Origin of the sequence: Mesorhizobium sp. ES1-6, from assembly GCF_020164775.1 — a bacterium.
Taxonomy (GTDB): Bacteria; Pseudomonadota; Alphaproteobacteria; order Rhizobiales; family Rhizobiaceae; genus Mesorhizobium.
The window spans coordinates 238,323-258,954 of sequence record NZ_JAIUGU010000008.1; the positions used below are offsets into that span (position 1 = coordinate 238,323).

The 20,632-nt window shown below is 64.0% G+C and carries 15 protein-coding genes; 11 read left to right on the plus strand and 4 right to left on the minus strand.

What is annotated here, in order from left to right; all coding sequences use genetic code 11:
• The first annotated feature begins 38 nt into the window (after positions 1 to 38).
• Positions 39 to 929 (plus strand): DMT family transporter, encoded by an 891-nt coding sequence (locus LB564_RS20805; RefSeq protein ID WP_224540540.1) that lies wholly within the window; start codon positions 39 to 41, stop codon positions 927 to 929.
• Positions 930 to 1,011: 82 nt separating this feature from the next.
• On the opposite strand, the gene ubiG is transcribed toward LB564_RS20805, so the two are convergent.
• On the minus strand, positions 1,012 to 1,761 hold the full coding sequence (gene ubiG, locus LB564_RS20810; RefSeq protein ID WP_140710118.1) for a bifunctional 2-polyprenyl-6-hydroxyphenol methylase/3-demethylubiquinol 3-O-methyltransferase UbiG: 750 nt from the start codon (positions 1,759 to 1,761) through the stop codon (positions 1,012 to 1,014).
• Positions 1,762 to 1,863: 102 nt separating this feature from the next.
• Positions 1,864 to 3,726, minus strand: a complete 1,863-nt coding sequence (locus LB564_RS20815) for a CHASE3 domain-containing protein (protein WP_224540543.1) — start codon at positions 3,724 to 3,726, stop codon at positions 1,864 to 1,866.
• A gap of 235 nt (positions 3,727 to 3,961) precedes the next feature.
• On the opposite strand from LB564_RS20815, the gene LB564_RS20820 reads away from it, so the two are divergent.
• From LB564_RS20820 to LB564_RS20855, 8 genes are all read left to right on the plus strand, one after another.
• The gene (locus LB564_RS20820; RefSeq protein ID WP_140710121.1) at positions 3,962 to 5,215 is read left to right on the plus strand and encodes an aspartate kinase; all 1,254 of its coding nucleotides are present in this window, start codon (positions 3,962 to 3,964) and stop codon (positions 5,213 to 5,215) included.
• Between the two features lie 83 nt (positions 5,216 to 5,298).
• Positions 5,299 to 7,569: a phosphoenolpyruvate--protein phosphotransferase gene (gene ptsP / locus LB564_RS20825; RefSeq protein WP_224540545.1), complete on the plus strand. Its 2,271-nt coding sequence runs from the start codon at positions 5,299 to 5,301 to the stop codon at positions 7,567 to 7,569.
• Between the two features lie 10 nt (positions 7,570 to 7,579).
• Positions 7,580 to 8,659 carry a peptide chain release factor 1 gene (gene prfA, locus LB564_RS20830; protein WP_224540546.1) on the plus strand — a complete coding sequence of 360 codons (1,080 nt, stop codon included), beginning with the start codon at positions 7,580 to 7,582 and terminating at the stop codon, positions 8,657 to 8,659.
• On the plus strand, positions 8,652 to 9,530 hold the full coding sequence (gene prmC, locus LB564_RS20835; protein ID WP_224540548.1) for a peptide chain release factor N(5)-glutamine methyltransferase: 879 nt from the start codon (positions 8,652 to 8,654) through the stop codon (positions 9,528 to 9,530). Before prfA ends, prmC begins: the two co-directional genes overlap by 8 nt.
• Before the next feature lie 302 nt (positions 9,531 to 9,832).
• A complete protein-coding gene (locus LB564_RS20840; protein ID WP_224540551.1) occupies positions 9,833 to 10,855 on the plus strand; it encodes a DUF4167 domain-containing protein in 1,023 nt (340 codons plus the stop codon).
• Positions 10,856 to 11,075: 220 nt separating this feature from the next.
• Positions 11,076 to 13,682, plus strand: a complete 2,607-nt coding sequence (clpB, locus tag LB564_RS20845) for an ATP-dependent chaperone ClpB (RefSeq protein ID WP_224540553.1) — start codon at positions 11,076 to 11,078, stop codon at positions 13,680 to 13,682.
• 59 nt (positions 13,683 to 13,741) lie between these two features.
• Complete coding sequence (locus LB564_RS20850) at positions 13,742 to 14,101, plus strand: MmcQ/YjbR family DNA-binding protein (protein ID WP_224540556.1); 360 nt, start codon at positions 13,742 to 13,744, stop codon at positions 14,099 to 14,101.
• A gap of 146 nt (positions 14,102 to 14,247) precedes the next feature.
• The gene (locus LB564_RS20855) at positions 14,248 to 15,771 is read left to right on the plus strand and encodes a L,D-transpeptidase family protein (protein WP_224540558.1); all 1,524 of its coding nucleotides are present in this window, start codon (positions 14,248 to 14,250) and stop codon (positions 15,769 to 15,771) included.
• On the opposite strand, the gene LB564_RS20860 is transcribed toward LB564_RS20855, so the two are convergent.
• On the minus strand, positions 15,745 to 16,377 hold the full coding sequence (locus tag LB564_RS20860) for a TMEM175 family protein (RefSeq protein ID WP_224540560.1): 633 nt from the start codon (positions 16,375 to 16,377) through the stop codon (positions 15,745 to 15,747). The two genes, LB564_RS20855 and LB564_RS20860, sit on opposite strands and share 27 nt — an antisense overlap.
• A 153-nt stretch (positions 16,378 to 16,530) precedes the next feature.
• Here LB564_RS20860 and LB564_RS20865 point away from each other — a divergent pair, with 153 nt between their 5' ends.
• Entirely contained in the window at positions 16,531 to 18,087 is a 1,557-nt protein-coding gene (locus LB564_RS20865; RefSeq protein ID WP_224540562.1) for an MFS transporter, read from the plus strand.
• A gap of 106 nt (positions 18,088 to 18,193) precedes the next feature.
• Here LB564_RS20865 and LB564_RS20870 read toward each other — a convergent pair whose 3' ends face one another.
• The gene (locus LB564_RS20870) at positions 18,194 to 20,164 is read right to left on the minus strand and encodes a M23 family metallopeptidase (protein WP_224540564.1); all 1,971 of its coding nucleotides are present in this window, start codon (positions 20,162 to 20,164) and stop codon (positions 18,194 to 18,196) included.
• Between the two features lie 240 nt (positions 20,165 to 20,404).
• On the opposite strand from LB564_RS20870, the gene LB564_RS20875 reads away from it, so the two are divergent.
• Positions 20,405 to 20,632: hypothetical protein (locus LB564_RS20875; protein ID WP_224540566.1), on the plus strand; the 228-nt coding region annotated here is incomplete at its 3' end.

Consider the following 20,632-nt stretch of genomic DNA (forward strand, 5'->3'; position numbering starts at 1 on the left):
AACGCCAGCCAAGAGGCTGTGCACCATAGGGCTCGATCATGAAATATCTCTGGGATTCGGCGCTCGGCCTGCTGGTCGTCACCGGCGGCCTGCTCGGCCTGACGCTGCCCTTTGGCAAGCTCGCCACCGCGGCCGGCGTGCCGGCCATGGTCTGGGCCTTCGTCATCTCGCTCGGCGCCGGTGGCGTGCTTTTCGTCGTCCTGCTGCTGCGCGGCCAGCGCATCCGGCTCACCGCGCACAAACTGCGCTATTTCTTCGTCACTGCCGCCGTTTCCTATGCCGTGCCAAACCTTTTGATGTTCTCGGCCATCCCGCATCTGGGGGCCGGCTACACCGGCATCATGTTCACGCTGTCGCCGGTCATCACGCTGGTGTTCTCGATCCTGCTCGGTGTCCGGCGCCCCAACATGCTGGGCATATCAGGCATTGCCGTCGGCTTCCTCGGCGCGGTCATGGTGGCCGTGACGCGTGGCGAGGCCGGCCAGCCGGCCGATGTCTTCTGGGTCGTCATGGGCCTGCTCATTCCGGTCAGCCTTGCGGCCGGCAACATTTATCGCACGGTCGACTGGCCGGAAGGCACCGGCCCTATCGAACTCGCGGTCGGCAGCCATCTGGCGTCCGCGTTGATGCTGCTCGTCGGCATCCTGACCTTGCTTGGAGGCAAAGCTTTCGTCCAGCTCGGCGCCGTGCCGCTCACCGTGGTGGCGCAGATGGCCTCGGCATCGGCGATGTTCGCTTTCTTCTTCCGGCTGCAGGCGGTGGGCGGCCCGGTCTATCTCAGCCAGATCGGCTATGTCGCGGCGGCCGTAGGGCTGTTCGCCGGTACGATCTTCCTTGGCGAGCACTATCAGCTGCTGACCTGGGTCGGCGCCATCATCGTCACGGCGGGCGTCTTCATCACCACTAAGGCGCAAAGCCAGAAGGCCTGACGGCTTCGGGCTCAGTTCGTACTGTCGCCGGCGTCGCCGCCGGGCTCCGGCCGTTCGGTATCGACAGCCGAGGATTGGCGGATCAGACCGATCCCTTTTCCGCCAGCACCATGTAGTTGACGTCCATGTCCTTCGACCGCGCCCAGCGGTCGGCAAGCGGATTGTAGGTGACACCGGTGCGGTCGATGATGGTCAGGCCGGCGCCGCCCAGCGCCTTTTCCAGCTCTTCCGGGCGCACCAGCTTGCCGAACTGATGGGTGCCGCGCGGCAGCCAGCGCAACACATATTCGGCGCCGATGATGGCGAGGCCGAGCGCTTTCAGAGTGCGGTTGATGGTGGCCACGAACATGATGCCGCCGGGCTTGACCATCTCGCCGCATTTGGCGACGAACAGGTCGATGTCGGCGACATGCTCGACCACTTCCATGTTGAGGACGACATCGAATTTTTCGCCCGCCTCTGCGAGATCTTCCGCCGTCGTGGCGCGATAGTCGATGCTCACATTGCCTTCGGCGGCATGGAGTTTCGCCACTTCGATGTTTGTTTCGGAGGCGTCCGCTCCGACCACCTCGGCGCCGAGCCGCGCCATCGGCTCGCACAAAAGGCCGCCGCCGCAACCGATGTCGAGGATGCGCAGGCCCTCGAACGGCCGCGCCGCGCGCGGGTCGCGACCAAAGCGCGCCGCGATCTGGTCGCGGATATAGGAAAGCCGGACCGGATTGAATTTGTGTAGCGGACGAAACTTGCCGTTCGGATTCCACCATTCGGCGGCAAGGGCGGAAAAGCGTTCCACTTCTCCGGCATCGATCGTCGATCGTCGGGGCTCAGGCATTCGGTTGGTCTCCTCGAACGCTAGGAAGTCGGGCGTGAGGCATCGAATGTCAAGGCAACAATTTTCAATGCTGACAAAGTGACTGGCCGACCAAAGGCCAGCCTAATTCGTGTCCAGCACGTCGCGCAGCTTCGCTTCCAGCTGCTCCATGGTGAAGGGCTTGGCCAGGAAGTGCACGTCATGGTCGAGCACGCCGTTGTGGACCACGGCGTTCCTGGTGAAACCAGTGGTGAAGACGACTTTCAACCCGGGCCGGCGTGCGGCCGCCTCCTCGGCGAGCTTGCGGCCATTCATCGCCGGCATGACGATGTCCGTGAAAAGCAGGGCGATGCCAGGGGTCGCGGCGAGCTTCTGAAGCGCCTCCTCGCCGCTCCCGGCCTGGATGACGGTGTAGCCGAGTTCGCGCATGACCCCCGTCGTGGCGGCCCGCACGCGGGCGTCGTCCTCCACGACGAGGATCGTCTCGGTGACCCTGACGGCGCTCTTGCCGGGCCCGGCGGGTGCCGCCGGCTCCTCCGGCCCGAAAAACCGCGGCAGATAGATTTTGACCGTCGTGCCTTCGCCGATCTCGGAGTAGATCTTGACGTGGCCGCCCGACTGTTTGACGAAGCCGAACACCTGGCTCAGCCCAAGTCCCGTGCCCTTGTTGACCGGCTTGGTCGTGTAGAAGGGCTCAAAGGCCTTGGAAATGACTTCCGGCGACATGCCCGCGCCGGCGTCGGTCACCGCGATCATCACATATTGGCCAGGCGCGACTTCGGCGTGCGTGGATGCATAGGCCTCGTCGAGGTGGCTGTTGGCGGTCTCGATGGTCAACTTGCCGTCATTGTCCATGGCATCGCGGGCATTGACGGCAAGATTGAGGATCGCGTTCTCGATCTGGCTGGGATCGGCATGAGTTTTCCACAGGCCGCCCGCCAGCACCGTTTCGATGCGAATGCCTTCGCCGAGCGCACGGCGCAGAAGATCGGACATGCCCGTCAACAGGCGGTTGGCATCGACAACCTGCGGCGCCAGCGGCTGCAGCCGCGAGAAGGCAAGCAGGCGGGAGGTCAGATTGGCGGCACGGTTGGTTGCGTCGGTCGCGGCCTCGACGAGTTTTTCGATGTCATGTTCGCCACGCTTCAGCTTGCGCTGGGCAAGGTTCATGGCGCTGAGGATGACCGCCAGCATGTTGTTGAAGTCATGCGCTATGCCGCCGGTCAATTGCCCGACCGCTTCCATCTTCTGCATCTGGCGTATCTGGGATTCGGCCTTTTCACGCGTCTGAATCTCGTTGCCGAGCTCGATGTTCTTGCGCATCAACTCTTCCTGGGCCGTGGCGACCTCGCGGAAGCGGCGGCGGGATTGACGGATGGTGTAGGCGGCCAGGAGGAAGATCGCCAGCAACGCTGCCAGTGAGCCGATGCGCAGCCAGGCCTCGACTCGGTCGGTGTGGGCGTCGCGCGCGGCCACGGCGGCGGCGCCGATCCGCCGGATCGTGTCCATGCTGGCGCGGATCTCGTCCATGGCGGCCTTGCCCTGGCCGCTGCGGACCAGTTGCAGGGCCTTTGCCGCATCGCCCCGGTCGTAGAGCGCGATTGTCTGCGACAGCTCGGCCTGCTTTTGCGAAAGCGCGTCCTTGATGTGGCTGACCTGCTGGACGAGCTGGTCGTCCGCAGCCGTCATGGCGTCGATACGGGCGAGCTGTCCGGGGATGGCCTCGACGGCCTTCCGGTAGGGCTCGAGATAGGATTTTTCACCGGTCAGCAGGTAGCCGCGCTGACCGCTCTCGGCGTCCTGGGCCAATGAAAGCAGACCGGAAAGCTGTTCCTGATACTCGATCGTCTCGCGCGCGGCCGCACGATTGGCTCTCTGGCTCTCGACGAGCACGGCACGGGTGCCGACGATCAGCGCCAGCACGGCGAAGCCCGCGACAAGCGGAAGCGATTGCAATCGCGTGGCGCGCCGAAGCCGAGCAATCATCTGTTATGCCGAACCAAAAGGAATTCCCCGCGGGCAGCATTTGGTAAGCGGCGCAAGCCTGTAAGGCAATATGCCGTCTTCTTGAAGCTTGCGATCGGCCGCAGCCTTGCGAAACCCTCGTCATTTGGCTAAGGAGGCCGCGCATTCAGTGGCCGGCGCCAGCCGGGCGTTTTCTTCCGTTTTCGGCTCCCAGGTTTGGCAGGTGGCCGGTTTCAGTCAAAGGCATTTCGCTTCCATGGCGCGTATCGTGATGAAATTCGGCGGAACCTCCGTCGCCGACATCGCCCGCATCCGCAATGTGGCGCGTCACGTCAAACGCGAGGTCGACGCAGGTCACGAGGTGGCGGTAGTGGTCTCGGCGATGGCCGGCAAGACCAACGAGCTGGTCGGCTGGACGCGCGAAGCTTCGCCGATGCATGACGCGCGCGAATATGACGCCGTCGTCGCTTCCGGCGAACAGGTCACCGCCGGCCTTCTCGCCATCACCTTGCAGAACATGGGCGTGCATGCGCGGTCCTGGCAGGGCTGGCAGATCCCGATCAAGACCGACAACGCGCATGGCGCGGCGCGCATCCTCGACATTGACGGGGCATTCCTGATCAAGCGCTTCGGCGAGGGGCAGGTGGCCGTCATTGCCGGTTTCCAGGGCATCGGCCCGGACAACCGGATCGCCACGCTGGGCCGCGGCGGTTCCGACACCAGTGCCGTCGCCATCGCCGCGGCGGTCAAGGCCGACCGTTGCGACATCTACACCGACGTCGACGGGGTCTACACCACCGATCCGCGCATCGAGCCCAAGGCGCGCCGGCTGGCCAAGATCTCCTTCGAGGAAATGCTTGAAATGGCCTCGCTCGGCGCCAAGGTTCTGCAGGTGCGTTCGGTCGAGCTTGCCATGGTGCACAGGGTGCGTACCTTCGTGCGGTCGTCCTTCGACGATCCCGACGCGCCCGGAATGGGGGATTTGCTCAATCCTCCGGGAACGCTCATTTGCGACGAGGAAGAGATCGTGGAACAGCAGGTCGTCACCGGAATTGCCTACGCCAAGGACGAGGCCCAGATTTCGCTGCGCCGCGTCGGCGACCGCCCGGGCGTCGCCGCCGGCATTTTCGGGCCGCTGGCCGAGGCCAACATCAATGTCGACATGATCGTCCAGAACATCTCCGAGGACGGCAAGTTCACCGACATGACCTTCACCGTGCCCTCGGGCGACGTCGACAAGGCGCTTCACGTGCTCGAAAATCTGAAAGCCGAAGTCGGCTACGATGTCGTGCAGTCGGAAGCCGGCATGTCCAAGGTTTCGGTCATCGGCATCGGCATGAGGAGCCATGCGGGCGTTGCAGCCACCGCTTTCAAGGCGCTGGCCGACAAGTCGATCAACATCCGGGCGATCACGACCTCCGAGATCAAGATTTCGATACTGATCGACGGTCCATACACTGAACTCGCGGTTCGTACTTTGCATTCCGTCTACGGTCTGGATAAGCAGTAGCGAGAACGATTTGAGTTGTTGCGTGTGCGCCGGTCGCAGTGGAAACTGCGGCGGGCAAAATGCCCATTGGAGAAGAAGCCGCGATGCGTGACACGGCCGTTGGCCCGCGCGTTTTGCTGAAACGGCTCCGCGAGCTCATGCAGGAGCCGCTGGAGCCGCAGGAGCGGCTTGACCGCATCGTGCGCGACATCGCCTCCAACATGGTCGCCGAAGTCTGCTCGCTCTACGTGCTGCGCGCCGATTCGGTACTCGAACTCTACGCCACCGAAGGTCTGAACCCGAACGCCGTCCACCTGGCGCAGCTGCGGCTGGGACAAGGCCTGGTCGGCACCATCGCCGCAAGTGCCAGGCCGCTCAACCTGTCCAACGCGCAGGAACATCCGGCCTTCGCCTATCTGCCGGAGACCGGGGAAGAGATCTACAATTCCTTCCTCGGCGTGCCGGTGCTCAGGGCAGGGCGCACGCTGGGCGTCCTGGTTGTCCAGAACAAGACCATGCGCCATTACCGCGACGACGAGGTCGAGGCGCTGGAAACCACCGCCATGGTCATCGCCGAGATGATCGCCACCGGCGATCTGGCGCGGCTGACCCGGCCCGGGCTGGAACTCGATCTGCGCCGGCCGGTGAGCTTCACGGGGCTGTCCTTCAACGACGGTGTCGGGCTTGGCCATGTCGTGCTGCACGAGCCGCGCATCGTCGTCACCAATCTGTTCAACGAGGACAGTGAGGAAGAGGTTCGCCGGCTCGAAGCCTCGCTCGGTTCGCTCAGGCTCTCGATCGACGACATGCTGGAGCGCCGCGATGTCGCCTTCGAGGGCGAGCATCGCCAGGTGCTGGAAGCCTACCGGATGTTCGCCAACGACCGCGGCTGGGTGCGCCGGCTGGAAGAAGCGATCCGCAACGGCCTGACGGCGGAGGCGGCGGTGGAAAAGGTGCAGAGCGACATGCGCGCCCGCATGCTGCACATGACCGATCCCTATCTGCGCGAGCGGATGAGCGATTTCGACGACCTCGCCAACCGGCTGCTGCGGCAGCTGATGGGACGTGGGCCCGAGGATGTCGCGGCCTCGCTGCCGAAGGATGCCATCATCGTCGCCCGCTCGATGGGCGCCGCCGAACTGCTCGATTACCCTCGCGACAAGCTGCGTGGCCTGGTGCTCGAGGATGGTGCCGCCACCAGCCACGTCGTCATCGTCGCGCGCGCCATGGGCATTCCGGTCGCCGGCCAGATGAAGGGCGCCGTTTCCATGGCGGAAAACGGCGACCCCATCATCGTCGACGGCGAGGAAGGCGCAATCCATCTGCGGCCGCAATCCGATCTCGAAGCCGCCTATGCTGAAAAGGTGCGTTTCAGGGCGCGCCGGCAAGAGGTTTACCGCGAGCTGCGCAAGAAGCCGTCGACGACCAGGGACGGTGTCCAGGTCGATCTCTTGATGAATGCCGGGCTTGCCGTCGATCTGCCGCAACTGGCCGAGGCGGGCGCGGCCGGCATCGGCCTGTTTCGCACCGAATTGCAGTTCATGGTCGCCTCGACCTTTCCGCGTGCGGAGGCCCAGGAAAAACTCTATCGCGACGTGCTCGAGGCCGCCCGTGGCAAACCGGTCACCTTCCGCACCATCGACATCGGTGGCGACAAGGTGCTGCCCTATTTCAAGGGCGCGATCCAGGAAGAAAATCCCGCGCTCGGCTGGCGCGCGATCCGCCTGACGCTCGACCGGCCGGGCTTGCTGCGCACCCAGATCCGCGCCCTGCTCAAGGCCAGCGGCGGGCGTGAGCTCAAGCTGATGCTGCCGATGGTGACCGAGCTCGGCGAAATCGCCCAGGCGCGCGAGATCATCGACCGCGAGGTGCGGCACCTCTCGCGCTTCGCCCACCACCTGCCGACCAGCCTCAAGCTGGGCGCCATGCTGGAAGTGCCGTCGCTCCTGTTCCAGCTCGACGAACTGATGAAGGCGGTCGACTTCGTCTCTGTCGGGTCGAACGATCTGTTCCAGTTCGTGATGGCGGTCGACCGTGGCAACACGCAACTGGCCAACCGCTTCGATACGCTGTCGGCGCCGTTCCTGCGTGTGCTCAAGCAGATCGCCGACGCCGGCGCCCGCAATCACACGCCGGTCACCTTGTGCGGCGAACTCGCCGGCAAGCCGATCTCGGCGATGGCGCTGATCGGCCTCGGTTTCCGCTCGATCTCGATGTCGCCGGCCTCGATCGGTCCGGTCAAGGCCATGCTGACGGAGTTGCCGCTGGAGGAGTTGAAGGCGTTCTTCGACGACAATCTGATGGCGCCGGCGCAGGGCTTGCCGATGCGGGCGTTGCTGCAGGCCTTCGCCGACGACCGCTCGATCCCGTTGTAGCAGCCCCGTCATGGTCAATTTGCCCCGCGATCGCATGGATCAAGTCGTCAAGCGTTTCGAGATGCTCGAAGCCCAGATGTCGGCCGGACCGGCGCCGGATGCCTATGTGAAGATGGCGTCGGAATATGCCGAATTGCAGGATATGGTGGCCAAGGTCAGGGAATTGCGCTCGGCCGAGCACGAGCAGGCCGACCTCGAAGCGATGCTCGCCGACAAGGGCACCGATGCCGAGATGCGGGCGCTCGCCGAAGCCGATCTGCCCGGCGTCGAGGAGCGCATCGAGGCGCTGCAGAAGGACATCCAGATCCTGCTCCTGCCCAGGGATGCCGCCGACGACAAGAACGCCATCCTCGAAATCCGCGCCGGCACCGGTGGCGATGAGGCGGCGCTCTTCGCCGGCGACCTGTTTCGGATGTATGAGCGCTACGCCGCCGAACGCGGGTGGCGGTTCGAAACGGTATCGGCGAGCGACGGCGATGCCGGCGGCTTCAAGGAAATCATCGCCACGATCTCGGGCAAGGGCGTGTTCGCCCATCTGAAGTTCGAATCCGGCGTGCATCGCGTGCAGCGTGTGCCGGCGACCGAAGCCAGCGGGCGCATCCACACGTCCGCTGCCACCGTCGCCGTGCTGCCGGAAGCCGAAGAGGTCGACATCGATATCAGGGCCGAGGACATCCGCATCGACACGATGCGGGCGTCGGGCTCCGGTGGCCAGCACGTCAACACCACCGATTCGGCGGTGCGCATCACCCATTTGCCGACCGGCATCATGGTGGTGCAGGCGGAGAAGTCGCAGCACCAGAACCGGGCCAAGGCCATGCAGATCCTGCGCGCCCGGCTCTACGACATGGAACGCAGCAAGGCGGACGAGGAACGTTCCGAATCGCGTAAGTCGCAGGTCGGGTCGGGCGACCGCTCGGAACGCATCCGCACCTACAATTTCCCGCAGGGCCGGGTCACCGACCATCGCATCAACCTGACGCTCTACAAGCTCGACCGGGTGATGATGGGTGAACTCGACGAAATCGTCGACGCGCTGATCGCCGATCACCAGTCGAAGCTGCTGGCCGATATCGGCCTCGATGGCTGAGCAACTGCCCGTGGCGCTGGGGGCGCTGCTGCGGGAGGCGCGGGCCAGGCTTGCCGAAGCCGGTGTCGAGGATCCCGCGCTCGACGCGCGGCTGATCGTCGAGCACTATTCCGGCACGACGCGAACGCAAGCCATTACCGACCCCGAACGCAAGATCGACGCAGACGCCATCGCCGCGATCGACGGCGCCCTGAGGCGGCGGGCCGGTGGCGAGCCGGTGCATCGCATCCTGGGCTATCGCGAATTCTACGGTTTGCGCCTGTCGCTGTCGCCGGAGACGCTCGAGCCGCGGCCGGACACCGAAACGCTGGTCGAGGCGGTGCTGCCCTTCGTCAAGGCCATGGCCGCACGGGAGGGGGTATGCCGCATTCTCGACCTCGGCACCGGCACGGGTGCCATCGCCCTGGCGCTGTTGAGCGTCGTGCCGGCGGCGACCGCCACCGGTGTCGACATCTCCGGCGGCGCTCTGGCCACGGCGACCCGCAATGCCGGGCAATCCGGGCTCGGCGACCGGTTCGCGACGCTACAGTCGGACTGGTTCGAAAAAGTTTCCGGCCGATACCATGTAATTGCCGCAAACCCTCCCTATATACCCACACAAGACATTGGAAATCTGCAGGACGAGGTCCGCGATTTCGACCCGCGTCTGGCCCTTGATGGCGGCGCGGATGGGCTGAACCCCTACAGGATCATAGCCGCGGAGGCGGCAAGGTTTCTGGAAGCCGAAGGCAGAATTGCGGTCGAGATCGGCCACACACAATGCAACGAGGTCAACGATATATTTCGCGCGGCCGGTTACACGGCCGGCAAGGTGTTTGGCGATCTCGGCGGAAACGACAGGGTTCTTGTTTTTCAACGGGCAACGTCTTGACGCAGTGCGAAAAAACCGCTTGGCAATACCGGGGAATGCGGCTAGGGTCGCCTAACCGGATGAGACGAAGCAGGCAGTGCTCTTAGCGATTCGGTTTCCTTGGAAATAGCTGCCTTCTTGCGCAAACGACGCCCATGCTTCGTGCGGGAATCGTCCGGAAAGTGATGTAACCGGAACAGGATGGCACGTGGCGCCAACGCAATCGATGCGGGCGAACGCCGGTGAAGAGACGAAACGGCTGGCCGCATGAGCGCCTCCGTTCGTGAAGAGTTTTTCGAAAATTTCACTATGAAGAGAGTCTAATGAGGCCACAACAGCAGAACAGGCGCATGCGCGGTCGCAACAACAATGGCGGCGGCGGTGGCAATAACAATAATAATAACAACAACAACCGCAAGGGACCTAATCCCCTGACGCGCAACTACGAGAGCAACGGCCCGGACGTGAAGATCCGTGGATCGGCTCAGCAGATCGCCGAAAAATATGCCACCCTGGCCCGCGATGCGCACAGCTCCGGCGACCGGGTGATGGCGGAGAACTACCTCCAGCACGCCGAGCACTACAATCGCATCATCGCCGCCGCGCAGGCGCAGATGCCGATCCAGAACGTCCAGCAGAACCGCGACGAGTTCGACGAGGACGGCGATGAGGATCGCGACGAGTTCGACAATGCCGGCAACGGCGGAGCGGGCAACAGCGCCGGTTCCGATTCGCAGATTCCCGTCGTCAACCATGGCGCCGGCCCGCAGCCGGTGATCGAGGGCATGCCGGCCGAGGTTGCGCTGAACCGGGAGAACGGCCGCGACAATCGAGACAATAGCGGGCGAGACAACAGCGGGCGCGACAACAGCGGGCGCGACAATAACGGGCGCAACAATGGCGGCCGCGACAACAATGGCGGGCGCCACCGCGATCGCCGCCCCAATGGCGGCTATGGTCAGAACGGCCAGCGCGACTATGCCGCGGCTGAACAAGGCAATCAGCAGCAACGCAACGAGTCCACGGGGCAGACGGAAGTCCAGGCGGAGCCTGCTTCGCCGGCCGAGACCGTGCCGGCGGCCGAGCCTACTCCGCGGTTCGAGAATTTTTCGCCAGCCGGTCTTTCGCCAGCCGGTCTCTCGCCAGCAGGTCTTGCGGCCCAGGCCGAGCTCAACGAAGCCGCCGCCGAGAACGGTGCCGCCAAGCGTCCGCGCCGTCCACGCCGTCCACGCACCAACCCCGATCAGATCGAGGGCGGCAGCGACAATACGGATGCCGGCGAGACGTCAGCGGCTCCGGCCGAGAGCGGCGGCGCCGACCCCGTGATCGCCGACATCGACAACTGATCGAACTGCACTGCAAGACATTGAACGGCGGAGAGAAATCTCCGCCGTTTTCGTTTGGGCTGACGTGGAATATTATGCGTTCACCCCTATCGAGACGTCTTGAGGGACCGGGGTCCATGCACCATATCTGGCCTGAACAGGATCCGGCTCGAATGGGCGGGTCCGTCACCGCAATCTGATCCGGTGCCGCAAAGCGGGCCGGTGATGGAAGGAGACAGATATGAACCTTGAGAAATACTCCGAGCGCGTGCGCGGCTTTATCCAGTCCGCGCAGACCATGGCGCTCTCCCGAAACCATCAGCAATTCACCCCCGAACACATTTTGAAGGTGCTTGTCGACGATGACGAGGGCTTGGCCGCGTCGCTGATCGAGCGCGCCGGCGGCAATGTCCGCGACGTCAAGCTCGGCGTCGAGACGGCGCTCGAGGCGATGCCCAAGGTGGAGGGTGGCAATGGCCAGCTCTATCTGGCGCAGCCGCTGGCCAAGGTGTTCTCGACCGCCGAGGACCTGGCCAAGAAGGCCGGCGACAGCTTCGTCACCGTCGAACGGCTGCTGCAGGCGCTGGCCATGGAGAAATCGGCAAAGACGGCCGAAATCCTGGCCAAGGCCGGCGTCACCGCGCAGGCGCTGAACCAGGTCATCAACGACGTTCGCAAGGGCCGCACGGCCGATTCGGCGAGTGCCGAACAGGGCTATGACGCGCTGAAGAAGTATGCGCGCGACCTGACCGCCGATGCCCGCGCAGGCAAGCTGGACCCCGTGATTGGCCGCGACGACGAGATCCGCCGCACCATTCAGGTGCTGTCGCGCCGCACCAAGAACAATCCGGTGCTGATCGGCGAGCCTGGCGTCGGCAAGACGGCGATCGCCGAAGGCCTGGCGCTGCGCATCGTCAATGGCGACGTGCCGGAATCGCTGAAGGACAAGCAGTTGATGGCGCTCGACATGGGCGCGCTGATCGCCGGCGCCAAATATCGCGGCGAGTTCGAGGAGCGGCTGAAGGCCGTGCTCTCGGAAGTCACCTCGGCCAGTGGCAACATCATCCTGTTCATCGACGAGATGCACACGCTGGTCGGCGCCGGCAAGGCCGATGGCGCCATGGATGCGTCGAACCTGCTGAAGCCGGCGCTGGCGCGCGGCGAGCTGCACTGCGTCGGCGCGACCACGCTGGATGAATACCGCAAGCATGTCGAGAAGGACGCGGCCCTTGCCCGCCGCTTTCAGCCCGTCTTCGTCGACGAGCCGACCGTGGAGGACACGGTCTCGATCCTGCGCGGCCTGAAGGAAAAATACGAGCAGCACCACAAGGTGCGGATCTCCGATTCGGCGCTGGTGGCCGCGGCAACGTTGTCCAACCGCTACATTGCCGACCGCTTCCTGCCGGATAAGGCGATCGACCTGGTCGACGAAGCCGCTTCGCGGCTCAGGATGCAAGTCGATTCCAAGCCCGAGGCGCTGGACGAAGTCGACCGCCGCATCATGCAGCTCAAGATCGAGCGCGAGGCGCTGAAGGTCGAGAAGGACGAGGCTTCGAAGGACCGGCTTGCCCGCCTGGAAAAGGAACTCGCCGGCCTCGAGGAGGAATCGACCGAGATTACCGCCAAGTGGCAGGCCGAGAAGCAGAAGCTCGGGCTTGCCGCCGATCTGAAGAAGCAGCTCGACGAGGCGCGCAACGACCTTGCCATTGCCCAGCGCAAGGGTGAATTCCAGCGCGCCGGCGAGCTTGCCTATGGCAAGATCCCGGAACTGGAAAAGAAGCTGAAGGAGGCCGAAGCCCAGGACGGCAAGGCCGGTATGGTCGAGGAAGTGGTCACGCCCGACCATGTCGCCCATATCGTGTCGCGCTGGACCGGCATTCCGGTCGACAAGATGCTGCAGGGCGAGCGCGACAAGCTGTTGCGCATGGAAGACGAGATCGGCAAGCGTGTCGTCGGCCAGGGCGAAGCGGTGCAGGCTGTCTCGAAAGCGGTGCGACGTGCGCGTGCCGGCTTGCAGGATCCGAACCGGCCGATCGGATCGTTCATGTTTCTCGGACCGACGGGCGTCGGCAAGACGGAACTCACCAAGGCATTGGCGAGCTTCCTGTTCGACGACGAGAGCGCCCTGGTGCGCATCGACATGTCGGAGTTCATGGAAAAGCACTCGGTTGCCCGGCTGATCGGCGCCCCTCCCGGCTATGTCGGCTATGAGGAGGGCGGCGCGCTGACCGAGGCGGTGCGGCGCCGGCCCTATCAGGTCGTGCTGTTCGATGAGATCGAGAAGGCGCATCCGGACGTGTTCAACGTGCTGTTGCAGGTGCTCGATGACGGCCGGCTCACCGACGGACAGGGCCGCACGGTCGACTTCCGCAACACGCTGATCATCATGACGTCGAATCTCGGCGCCGAATATCTGGTCAATCTCGGCGAGGACCAGGATGTCGATGCGGTGCGCGACGAGGTGATGGGCGTGGTCAGGGCATCGTTCCGGCCGGAGTTCCTCAACCGCGTCGACGAGGTGATCCTGTTCCACAGGCTGCGCCGCAAGGACATGGATCGCATCGTCGAGATCCAGCTCAAGCGGCTGGAGAGCCTGCTTGTCGATCGCAAGATCACGCTGTCGCTGGATCCCGAGGCGATTGAGTGGCTGGCGGCCAAGGGTTACGACCCTGCCTATGGCGCCCGGCCGCTGAAGCGGGTGATGCAGAAGGAACTGCAGGATCCGCTGGCGGAGAAGATCCTGCTTGGCGAGATCCTGGATGGCTCGACGGTCAAGGTCACGGCTGGCTCCGACCGGCTGAATTTCCGCTCCAAGCCGACGATCGTCGCGGCCGAAGCGGCGGCCTGATTCCAAACGCCGCGCGTCCACCGGACGCGCGGCGTTTTCATGCAATCGGCGGGGGGTGAATGACGCTGGACGACTACAACGGCTTCTGCGCCTCGCTGCCATCGACCACGCATGTCGTCCAGTGGGGCGGCGCGCATGTCTGGAAGGTCGGGGCCAAGATGTTCGCGATCGGTGGTTGGGACCAGGGCCAGCAGCTCTTCGTCACCTTCAAATGTTCCGACATCGCCTATGACGTGCTCAAGGAGCAGCCAGGATTGCGCCCGGCGCCCTATCTTGCTTCGCGTGGCATGAAGTGGATCCAGCGTCGGACAAGCCAGAGCATGGATGATGGCGCGCTGAAGGACTATTTGCGCGAGAGCCACCGCCTGGTTGGCCTGAAGCTGACGAAGCAGGCGCGCAAGGAATTGGGGCTTTGCTAATATTCTTTGAGGCGGCGGAAAACCGCCATCTTCATGCCCGGTTCATGTTGGAACCATATGCTGGGTAACTGGTTTGCTGGCGAAGGGATTCGCCGAACCGAACAACGCCGGGCGGCGGCACATACGGACCGGAGAGTTTCGCCACGATGCTGCGCACTATCTTCACCCTTTCGGTGCTTGCCGCGGGCCTGGTGTTTTCCAATGCGTTCGCCGCACCGACACATGACGGCGCCGCCCAGCCTGTCCGCACGGCCGGGAGCGGCGGCATTCTGCTGGCCCAGGACGGCAATCTCGACATCTATTACGACGCTAGGGGCAATCGCGTCATCGTCGATGCGGACACAGGCAAGGTGATCGCCATTCAGCCGCCGCAGACACGGCTTGACCGTCGCGCGCTACGCCGCGAGTCGCGTATGCGCGAGTTGGGCCGCGCCCCCGCCGACGATGACCGCTACTATCTCGACGATCCCCAGGACATGGCCCGCTTTCGCCGCAAGCAGCTGGAAGAGGAAGGCCGGGTCATCCCGCCGCCAGCCGACGAATATGATCCTGACAGCAACAATTCCGTCGATGCCTATCCGCCGGCGCCGCGGGACGATGGCAGTTACGACGACAATTATCCCGATGCCCCGCAGCCGGCGGAGCCGCGCGCCATCAAGCGCCAGCCGCTGAACGAGGCGTCGATAGACTCCCTCCAGCCGGCGGTTCCGGCGGAACAGGCGGCGCCCTCCGACCAGACGGCAATGCCGCCGAAGGCCGGCGGCAAGACCACGGTCGACCCATCGCTTTCACTTGGCGCGCGCCAGGATGTGGCAGCGCTCCAGGTGCTGCTCGATCGGGGCGGCGCTTCGCCTGGTGTCATCGACGGGCGTTTCGGTTCGAATGTCGACAAGGCGATCGCCGCCTATAACGAGATCAACGGCAGCAGCCTCAAATCGACCGATGCGGTCGGCATCCAGTCGGCACTCTCGCAATCCGGCGGCGATGCCTTCGCCAACTACACCATCACGGCCGAGGATGCAGCCGGGCCGTATGTCGCCTCCATCCCGGAAGACTACAGCCAGAAGGCGCAGCTCAACTGCATGTGCTACACCTCTGTCACCGAGGCGCTCGCGGAGCGCTTCCACATGGACGAGAACTATCTGAAGTCGATCAACAAGGGTCTCGACTTCAACCGCCCCGGCACGATCATCAAGGTCGCCAATTTCGGCAAGCTGGTGTCGACGCCGGTCGCACGCATCGTCGCCGACAAGACCAAGAAAGAGGTGTACGCCTACGATGCGGGCGGCAAGCTGGTGGCAGCCTATCCCGCCACCATCGGCTCGGCGGACACGCCGTCGCCCACCGGCATCCACGCCGTGTCGCGCATCGCGCTCGACCCGAACTACACCTATAATCCGAACATCAATTTCAAGCAGGGCGAGAACGACAAGGTTCTTACCGTTCCACCAGGTCCCAACGGACCTGTCGGGTCGGTGTGGATCGCCTTGGACAAACCGACCTACGGCATCCATGGCACGCCCGAACCGTCGAAGATCGGCAAGACCGAAAGCCATGGCTGCGTGCGCCTGACGAACTGGGACGCGCGCGAGCTCGCCAAGCTGGTGTCGCCAGGCGTTACCGTGGAATTCGTTGGCGGACCTTCAGCCGATGACGTTGCGCAGCAATGAGCCGCGTAGCCCCGCGGCATAGATCAACTGCATGACCAGAATGAAGCCGACGCTGAGCAGCGGGTCGATCAGGCAGAGTGCGGCGCCGACCGCCCACAGGATTTGCGCCTTGACGATGCGCAGATAGACCGTGCGCCTCGTTTGCGCGTCAACATCTTCCGCGACAAAGCCGTTCTTATCCGCGTAGCGCCAGCTGGCGAACAGCGTGAGGCCGAGCATCAACAGGTTGAGCCAGTAAACCAGCACCGCGATCCTGAACTCGAGGAAGTCGGCCAGAAGATCGGTCGAGAACGGCAGGAGCGCGATGAAGGCGAGAAAGCAGAGGTTCAGCGTCGCGAGCCGCCTGTCGGACTTGGCGATCAGCCCATGCTGCGCCTGCTGGCCAAACCAGAAGATGGTCAGTGTCAGGAAGCTCAAGGCATAGGTGAGGAAGCGCGGCGCCAGTGCCGCGATGGCGGCAAGCAGATCGTTTTCGGAATGGATCGTCTCATGGGCCGGCACCCTGATCTCGAGCACGATTAGGGTGAGTGCGATGGCGAACACGCCATCGGTGATACCGACAATACGGCCGCGCCCTTCGACCGATGCTTCGAGTGGACGCTTCATCGATTTCTCCCGCCTGTGGCTCTCGGGCAAACCTAACATGACGGCCGCGGTTTGCATCGTGATGGATACGATCCCTGGCAATATGGCTGGGTTCAAGGACAGCATGCCTCTGGCGGGTTGTTGCCCGCGCGCCGCCGGTCTAATTTGGGTGGCATGCATTCACCCAATGAAGCCGCCGCCGTTCCGCTGACCGCTCCGGTCGCGAATGGCACGTTCTGCCCGCAATCGCAGCGGCGCTATGTTTTGATCGCGGCGATCCTGGCCTCGGCGCTCGGCTTCATCGACGGATCGATCCTGGCCATCGCCATGCCGGCGATCCGCGTAGACCTCGGTGCCAGTCTGGCCGAGGCGCAGTGGATTTCCAATGCCTATGCGCTGACGCTCTCGGCGCTGATCCTTGCCGGGGGCGCCGCTGGCGACCGGTTCGGGCTGCGCCGGGCTTTCGTGGCTGGCATTGTGCTGTTCGTTGCCGCCTCGCTGGCCTGCGCGCTGGCGCCAGACGCCGTGGTACTGATAGCGTTTCGCGCGCTCCAGGGCATTGGAGCCGCGATCATGGTGCCGGGAAGTCTTGCCATCATCGCCAAGGCCTACCCAAAGAAAGAACGCGGCCGGGCAATCGGCATCTGGGCGGCGGCCTCGGCGCTGACAACCGCACTGGGTCCGGTGCTCGGCGGCCTTGTGCTGTCCGCTTTTGGCGGCGGTATCTGGCGGGCGATCTTCGCCGTCAATCTGCCGCTTGGCCTGGTCTCGATCTATCTTTTGCTCGCCAAGATTCCGGCCGATGCGCCGACGGAGAAACGTAGCCTTGACCTTGGCGGTGGGGCGCTTGCGACGCTTGCCTTCGGTGCGCTCGCCTACGGGCTGACTTCGATGAGTTCCAGCGGCGAAGGCCATATGGCGGGGCCGAGCATTGCCGCCGGGGCCGTGCTGCTTGTCGTGTTTATCCTGTTCGAACAGCGGCGGCGCGAGCCGATGATCGACCTCAGCCTGTTTCGCATCGGTGCTTTCGCAGGTGCCAATGTCGCGACCTTCTTCCTCTATTTCGCGCTGTCGGCTAATCTCTTCTATCTGCCGATGGTGCTGATCGCCGGCTGGGGGCTAAGCACGGCCGAGGTCGGCTTCATCTTCCTGCCGCTGTCGGCATCGATCGCGCTTCTGTCGGGACCCGTCGGCACGCTGTCGGACCGGATCGGGCCACGGTTTCCGATTGCCTGCGGCAGCCTGATCGTGGCGGTTGCCTTCGCCGGGCTGGCGTTGCTCGCCCATGCCGGTTTTCACCATTTCTGGACAGGCATCTTCCCCTTGATGGCGCTGATGGGGCTCGGCATGGCGTTGGTCGTGTCGCCATTGTCCACCGCGATCATGACGGCTGTGGAAGACAAGGATACCGGGGCTGCTTCCGGTATCAACAACGCCGTCTCACGCATCGGGGGCCTGATCGCGGTGGCGGCAATGGGGTCGCTCGCTGCCTGGGTCTATGCCAAAACGCTGGAGATAAATGCCGCGCCCGGCGTTCCCGGCTTTGGCGAACCGGCACCGATCGGCCTTGCGCCGGCACTCGATGCGGCGAGGGTCGCCGCCAGCGACGCCGCTTTTTCCGCCGTTTCCGCGGTGACCGCGCTGCTATGCGTGCTTTCGGCGGTCATTGCATGGATGACGATTTCCGGCGAGGCGCTGCCGTGGTCGCGGGCCGAACCTCGGCAGGACTGAGGCTGGCGCAATTCCAGCAAAAATATGCAGCGGTTTTCCGTTTGGAATGATGTAAAAACAACGAGTTAGAGCGGGTCAGCGTATCTGCGCTGGGCAGCTCCAGGACTCAGCCTTCGATCTTGGCGCTGGCGACCTTCAGCGAATTGCCATCTTCCTGCTTCAAGAGATCGTCGATGCGTTCGCGCTCGCGTTTGAAGGCGACGAGGTCGTCTCCCTTGAGCACCTTGCCGACCGGCAGGCGCACGCGCATCGGATCCACCTTGGTGCCATTGACGATCAGTTCGTAGTGCAGGTGCGGGCCGGTGGCGAGGCCGGTCTGGCCGAGATAGCCGATGGTCTGGCCCTGGCGCACGTGCATGCCCGGCTCCATGCCCTTGGCAAAGGCGCTCTGGTGATTGTACGAGGTCTCGTAGCCATTGGCATGGCGGATGATGATCTGCTTGCCATAGCCGCCTGCCCAGCCGACCTTCTCGATCACGCCGTTGCCGGCGGCGATGATCGGCGTGCCGATAGGGGCCGCCCAGTCGACGCCGGTGTGCATGCGGACATAGCCGAGGATCGGATGCTTGCGGGCGCCGAAGCCGGAGCGGAATTTTCCGGCGGGCAACGGGTTGCGCAGCAGGAATTGCTGGGCGCTCGAGCCGTCTTCGTCGAAATAGTCCGTACTGCCGTCCTGCATCTGGAAGCGGTAGAAATTGCGGGTCGTGCCGCCGAAGGTTGCCGAGACATAGAGAAGCTCGGAGCTATCCGAGGTCTGATCATCGCCATCGGGCTGCGAGAACAGCACTTCGAGGCGGTCGGAGGGATTGAGGCGGGACTGGAAGTCGACATCGGATGCCAACAGCTTGATCAGCCGCTGGGTCATCGCCTTGGACATGCCATAGGAATAGGCGGCGCGGTAGATGCCGTCATAGACATTGGGCAGGTTGCCGCGCACCACCACCGGCGCCGACGAATCGTCGAACGCCGTCAGCAATTCGGGATTGGGCTCCGGCTCTTGCGCCGGCACGTACTGGCCGCGGTCGTCGAGCGCGATGGTGACGATATGCGTGGTCTTGTCGTAGACGCTGGTGCGCACGACCTTGGCGGCATCGCCGTGAACCTCGAGACCGACACGCAGCACGGTTCCGGCCTTGAGCGCCGGGGCGTTCAACAGCTTGGCGATCGCTTCGGCCATGCCGGTGGCATCGTCGCCCGTATAGCCCGAATCGGCAAAGGCCTCGGTGAGGTCGGTGTCCTTGGTGAAGGGTATGATTTCCTCGGCGAAAGCCGGCGCCTGGTCGTCAGCATTGGCGCGCGGCGAAACGGAGACGTTTTCCGGCACGATCTTGACGTCGTAGGAGCCGGCCATGCTCTCGGCAAAAGCTTCGCCGAATCGCTGTGGATCGACATAGTGGAGCGAAGCCACCTGTACGGCGCCGTCGCTGAGATCGGTGCCGGCTTCGCGCACCACCTTTTCCACCTCATCGGCGGACAGGTCGCTCTTTTCGTCGAAGGCGGCCGTCTCGATGGGGAAATCGACGGTCTTCAAGCTCATTTCGCTTTCGACCTTGGCGCCGTAGATCTGGCCGGACGCGGCCGAGGCGGTCGCCGGCTGCGCGGGGGCGTCGTCGCCGTCGTCGCCGAACACCTGCATCGGGTCGAAAGGCGGGTAGGCGCGGCTGGTGGTGTGGCCGGCGGCGAGCGCCATCTTGATCTGCACGAAAGGCATGGTGTGGATGACGTCGCGATCGCCGACCTTGGTGACCATCGACACTTCCATGCGCCGGCGATCCTTGGCCTTGGCGATCTGGCGCGGCGCCACCAGCCTGGTGGTCTTTGCCACTTCGCCGGAATCGCCATTGCTGGTAAGGCCGATCAGTTCGGCGATCTCGGGAGGCGTCGCCAATTGCTGTCGCCCGTCAAGGGCGGCGAACAGCGCGACGCCCATCAGCACGCTCGAGGTGACGCCGGTGAGAAATGTTCCCGACAGCCAGCGCGCGGAAACCTCACGCCGATCGGGCGGGCCGCTGCGGCCATCCGCGATAAGCGGCGGCTCATTGCCGAGTTCGGCTATGACATCTTCCGTGTCTGGCATCCAGAAAGGCTGCTTCTTCCCCGGGCGGAACGGCTTGTCGCTTTTGTTGTGGCCATGACATTTGCCTGTCACGGCAGGTTAAGTCAACGAAGCCTCTGGCCCCGGTCGATTCCCCCCTCGTGCACTTCTCTTATAGAGCACTGTGAAAAGCGGGCGGCGTGCCAGTATGTGCAAGGCCTGTCGCGCGCTCCGTTACGAGGCTCATAAAGAGGCCATTGCACGGCTGTGCTTGCGCCTCTCTTGTTGCGCTTGGTGTCGAACGGCAATGCGGCGGCAATAGGGCTCCTTCGCGGCCTCGCCCTCGTGGTACCCTTTGTTCCCCTGGGGCAGTCGGCTATCCACAAGCCGCGTCCGAAATTTCTGTCGCAAAAAGTTCAAAAACTTTGGAATGCGGTGTTGACAGTTTTGGTAGGTGGCGACTATATACGCCTCACGAACGAGGGCGGTGCGCCGCTGGCGACGAAGAAG

Bases quoted from the DNA above. Each gene is read 5' to 3' on its own strand.
- LB564_RS20870 (WP_224540564.1), bottom strand. From the start codon at position 20,164: ATGCCAGACACGGAAGATGTCATAGCCGAACTCGGCAATGAGCCGCCG.
- LB564_RS20855 (WP_224540558.1), top strand. From the start codon at position 14,248: ATGCTGCGCACTATCTTCACCCTTTCGGTGCTTGCCGCGGGCCTGGTG.
- ubiG (WP_140710118.1), bottom strand. From the start codon at position 1,761: ATGCCTGAGCCCCGACGATCGACGATCGATGCCGGAGAAGTGGAACGC.
- LB564_RS20860 (WP_224540560.1), bottom strand. From the start codon at position 16,377: ATGAAGCGTCCACTCGAAGCATCGGTCGAAGGGCGCGGCCGTATTGTC.
- prmC (WP_224540548.1), top strand. From the start codon at position 8,652: ATGGCTGAGCAACTGCCCGTGGCGCTGGGGGCGCTGCTGCGGGAGGCG.
- LB564_RS20820 (WP_140710121.1), top strand. From the start codon at position 3,962: ATGGCGCGTATCGTGATGAAATTCGGCGGAACCTCCGTCGCCGACATC.
- LB564_RS20840 (WP_224540551.1), top strand. From the start codon at position 9,833: ATGAGGCCACAACAGCAGAACAGGCGCATGCGCGGTCGCAACAACAAT.
- prfA (WP_224540546.1), top strand. From the start codon at position 7,580: ATGGTCAATTTGCCCCGCGATCGCATGGATCAAGTCGTCAAGCGTTTC.
- ptsP (WP_224540545.1), top strand. From the start codon at position 5,299: ATGCGTGACACGGCCGTTGGCCCGCGCGTTTTGCTGAAACGGCTCCGC.
- LB564_RS20850 (WP_224540556.1), top strand. From the start codon at position 13,742: ATGACGCTGGACGACTACAACGGCTTCTGCGCCTCGCTGCCATCGACC.
- LB564_RS20815 (WP_224540543.1), bottom strand. From the start codon at position 3,726: ATGATTGCTCGGCTTCGGCGCGCCACGCGATTGCAATCGCTTCCGCTT.
- LB564_RS20805 (WP_224540540.1), top strand. From the start codon at position 39: ATGAAATATCTCTGGGATTCGGCGCTCGGCCTGCTGGTCGTCACCGGC.
- clpB (WP_224540553.1), top strand. From the start codon at position 11,076: ATGAACCTTGAGAAATACTCCGAGCGCGTGCGCGGCTTTATCCAGTCC.
- LB564_RS20865 (WP_224540562.1), top strand. From the start codon at position 16,531: ATGCATTCACCCAATGAAGCCGCCGCCGTTCCGCTGACCGCTCCGGTC.